The 3,235-nt window shown below is 69.9% G+C and carries 6 protein-coding genes; 3 read left to right on the forward strand and 3 right to left on the reverse strand.

Going from position 1 to position 3,235, the window contains the following annotated elements:
• Window positions 1-323, reverse strand: a 323-nt coding sequence (locus EQG76_RS21775) for a methylmalonyl-CoA mutase family protein (protein ID WP_235031501.1), incomplete at its 3' end; no start/stop codon positions are given.
• A gap of 184 nt (window positions 324-507) precedes the next feature.
• On the opposite strand from EQG76_RS21775, the gene EQG76_RS21780 reads away from it, so the two are divergent.
• The 3 genes from EQG76_RS21780 (at window position 508) to EQG76_RS21790 (ending at window position 2,133) form a co-directional block, all read left to right on the forward strand.
• Window positions 508-927: a VOC family protein gene (locus tag EQG76_RS21780; protein WP_159716423.1), complete on the forward strand. Its 420-nt coding sequence runs from the start codon at window positions 508-510 to the stop codon at window positions 925-927.
• Between the two features lie 143 nt (window positions 928-1,070).
• Window positions 1,071-1,316: a hypothetical protein gene (locus EQG76_RS21785; RefSeq protein ID WP_159716424.1), complete on the forward strand. Its 246-nt coding sequence runs from the start codon at window positions 1,071-1,073 to the stop codon at window positions 1,314-1,316.
• Between the two features lie 10 nt (window positions 1,317-1,326).
• The gene (locus tag EQG76_RS21790; RefSeq protein WP_159716425.1) at window positions 1,327-2,133 is read left to right on the forward strand and encodes a glycosyltransferase family 2 protein; all 807 of its coding nucleotides are present in this window, start codon (window positions 1,327-1,329) and stop codon (window positions 2,131-2,133) included.
• Between the two features lie 15 nt (window positions 2,134-2,148).
• On the opposite strand, the gene EQG76_RS21795 is transcribed toward EQG76_RS21790, so the two are convergent.
• On the reverse strand, window positions 2,149-2,772 hold the full coding sequence (locus tag EQG76_RS21795) for an SCO family protein (RefSeq protein WP_159716426.1): 624 nt from the start codon (window positions 2,770-2,772) through the stop codon (window positions 2,149-2,151).
• A 2-nt stretch (window positions 2,773-2,774) separates the two neighbouring features.
• On the reverse strand, window positions 2,775-3,235 hold a 461-nt coding region (locus tag EQG76_RS21800), incomplete at its 5' end, for a copper chaperone PCu(A)C (RefSeq protein ID WP_159716427.1).

A 3,235-nucleotide genomic window follows, 5' to 3' on the forward strand; every position in this document is an offset into this window, starting at 1 on the left:
ACCACCGACCCCGCCCCGCCCGCCAAGTCGGCCAGAATCGCCCGGTTGGCGGCGATCGGGTCAGCCAGCTCGCAGCGGGCCCGGATGTCCCAGGCGGTCCGGCCCATCGCCGTGCCGCGCAGCCAGGGCGCCTGGCCGGGCGGCGGCGCTTCGGGCAGCTCGTCCCGCCTGGTATAGAGCGGCTCGATGCGCAGCCCGTCCTCGGTGCGCGCCACCAGCCGCTCCTCGATCCCGGCACCCTTCAGCCCCTTGAGGACCAGGGCCTCCCAGGCCTCGAGCTCCGGGGTCGGGAAGTCGGCGGCGAGGTTCGGCAACGCGGACAAGGGTCTCTCCGGCAGCAGCAAGAGGGCAGTGCCGGCTCCGGCCGGCAAGCCGCCGGCCAGAGCATACGCCGCCGATCCCTCACCTGCCACCACCGCCGCTGCGCCGACCGCGGCCCGCTCCAGGTGGCGGACGGCCGCAGGGCGCTCTACATCAGGCGCGGCCACCTGAGATGGAGGAACGAGCTTGCGCTATCTGCACACCATGGTCCGGGTGACCGATCTTGAGCAATCGCTGCATTTCTACCGCGACCTGCTGGGCCTCAAGGAGGTCCGGCGGAGCGAAAGCGAGAAGGGCCGCTACACGCTGGTGTTCCTGGCAGCACCCGAGACCCCGGAGGCGACGATCGAGCTCACCTACAACTGGGATCCCGAGACCTATACGGGCGGGCGCAATTTCGGCCATCTGGCCTACGAGGTCGACGACATCTACGCCTTCTGCCAGCACCTCCAGGACAATGGCGTGACCATCAACCGCCCGCCGCGCGACGGCCGCATGGCGTTCGTGCGCTCGCCCGACGGCATCTCGATCGAGCTGTTGCAGAAGGGCGGCGCGAAGGAGCCGGCGGAGCCCTGGAAGTCGGCCGGGAACATCGGGACCTGGTGAGGCCCGCCCTTGCTCACGATGCTGTGAGAAAACCGCGGACATGGCCTGCTCCGCTTCCGGAAACGTCGATGCCGCAGCCAGAACGGTTGCTGCAATGCAGCAATCCCGTAGAGTCGTTCCCTCACCAAGCGACGGGAACGACGATGGCTGTGCGATACCGCAGCGCCTATCGGCGCTACTTGTTCTTTCGGCGGCTGCGCACGGGGCTGACGGTCCTGTGCGGGCTGGCGGGCCTGTTCATATGCTACCTGATGTACCGCAACCTCGAGCAGAACGGGCTGTCGCTCCACCTCAGCGAACTCGTCCCGCTGCTCGGCGTCCTGCTCCTGTCGCTGGCGGTGCCGTGGCTGCTGGTCAGCCCGTTCGTCCGCAAGCCGTCGGAACTATGAGGAAATCCGCTTGCCGCTGATCTCGATCGTCACGGTCTGCCGCAACGCCGCGGGCTCGATCGAGGCCATGCTCGCCTCAGTCGCAGCGCAACGCGGCCGGGCGATCGAGCATGTGGTGATCGACGGCGCCTCGACCGACGGCACGCTGGAGATCCTGGAGCGCTGGCGGCAGCATCTGGCGGTGCTGGTCAGCGAGCCGGATGGCGGGATCGCCGATGCCTTCAACAAAGGGGTCGCCCGCGCCAGCGGCGCCTGGCTGATGTTCCTCAACGCCGACGACCGGCTGGGTCCGAACCAGGTCGCCCGCGCGGCCGCCACGCTGGAGCGGAGCGGTGCCGACGGCGTGTTCGGCGATCTGATCTGCGAGGACGGGTCTGGCCGCCCGCTGCACCGGATCGCGGGCGACCCCGACTATGCCGCCTGGATCGACCGGGCCTTTCCGGCGCTCAACCACCCGACCCTGCTGGTCCGGCGCGACCTGTTCGACGAGATCGGCGGCTTCGACCCGAGCCTGCGGGTCGCCATGGACTATGACTGGTGCCTGCGCGCGCACCGGGCGGGCGCCCGCTTCGTCTACGACCCGGAGGTCACCGGCCATTACCGGCTGGGCGGCGCCTCGGATCGGCAATGGCTGCGCGCGGCCAGTGAGCTGCGTGCCATCTCGATCCGCCACGGGCTGCCGCCGGCTCAGGCCTGGCCGATCTGGGGCGGGCGGGTGGCGCGGGCCGCCGCCCAGCGCCTGCTCGGCCGCATCCTGCCAGGCCAGGTCCACGCCGCGCTGCGGCGCCGGGTCAACCGGAGCCACCGCACGGCGTGACCTTGGAGGCCCGGTTCAGCCTGCGTCGATCGCGTCCGCGATCACCTTGGTCATGGTCTCGGGCGGCGCCTCGTAGTTGAACACCGCCAGGTTGGTGCCGTCCGGGCCCATCAGGTAGCTGTAGGTGCTGTGGTCCATCAGGTACTCGGTGCTCTGCTCGCTCTGGGCCTTGGCGAAGTAGACCCGCCAGGCCTTGGCCGCACCCGCCACCTGCTCCGTGCTGCCCGACAGGCCGACGATCCGCGGGTCGAACAGCTCGACATACTCGGCCAAGTCCTCGGGCCGGTCGCGCTCGGGATCGATCGAGACGAACCAGGCCTGGACCTGCTGCGCCTTGGGGCCGAGCTGCTCCAGCACCTCGGAGAACTTCTGCAGCTCGTTGGGGCAGAAGTCCGGGCAGTAGCGATAGCCGAAGAACATCAGCGTCAGCTTGCCCTGGAGGTCAGCCTCGGTGACGGTGCGGCCATCATGCGCCACCAGAGTGAACGGCCCGCCCACCGGCACCTCGCGGATCACGCCCGGGATCTCCGGCGCCTCCGCCCTGGCCGGCTCGAACCAGCCGGCCTGCCAGCCAACGATGCCGACAGCTGCCGCGGCGATCACACCGGCAGCCGCGGCGGGCAGGATCCTGCCCTTCATGCTCATCCTCCCGCCTCCTGGCCACCGTGGTCGCCATGGTCGCCATGGCTGTCATGATCGGCCACCGGCTTGGCGGCGGCCCCCGGCTTCTCGACCGCCAGCTCGACCTCTACCGTACCGGCCTTCTCGAAGGTCAGGCTCAAGGGGATACGCTCACCCGGCTTGAACGCCTGGGTGGGGCCGATCAGCATCGCGTGCATCCCGCCTGGTGCCAGCGCCACCGTGCCGCCCGCCGGGATCTCGATGCCGCCCTCGATCGGCCGCATCTTCATGACGCCGTTCTCGATCGTCATGTCGTGCAGCTCCACGACCCGGGCCGCCGGGCTCTCGGCCGACACCAGCCGGTCCGCGGCATTGCCGTGATTCGCGATCGTGAAGTAACCGCCAGCGGCCGGCTGGCCCTGCGGCACCGCGCGGGTCCAAGGATGGCCGATCGCCAGCTCGCCCAGCTCGTACTCATGGG

Source organism: Geminicoccus flavidas (assembly GCF_009806515.1).
Classification (GTDB): Bacteria; Pseudomonadota; Alphaproteobacteria; order Geminicoccales; family Geminicoccaceae; genus Geminicoccus; species Geminicoccus flavidus.

What these genes read in the sequence shown, in the direction of transcription:
- EQG76_RS21785 (WP_159716424.1), top strand. Translation starts at nt 1,071, where the DNA reads ATGGCTGTGCGATACCGCAGCGCCTATCGGCGCTACTTGTTCTTTCGG.
- EQG76_RS21795 (WP_159716426.1), bottom strand. Translation starts at nt 2,772, where the DNA reads ATGAAGGGCAGGATCCTGCCCGCCGCGGCTGCCGGTGTGATCGCCGCG.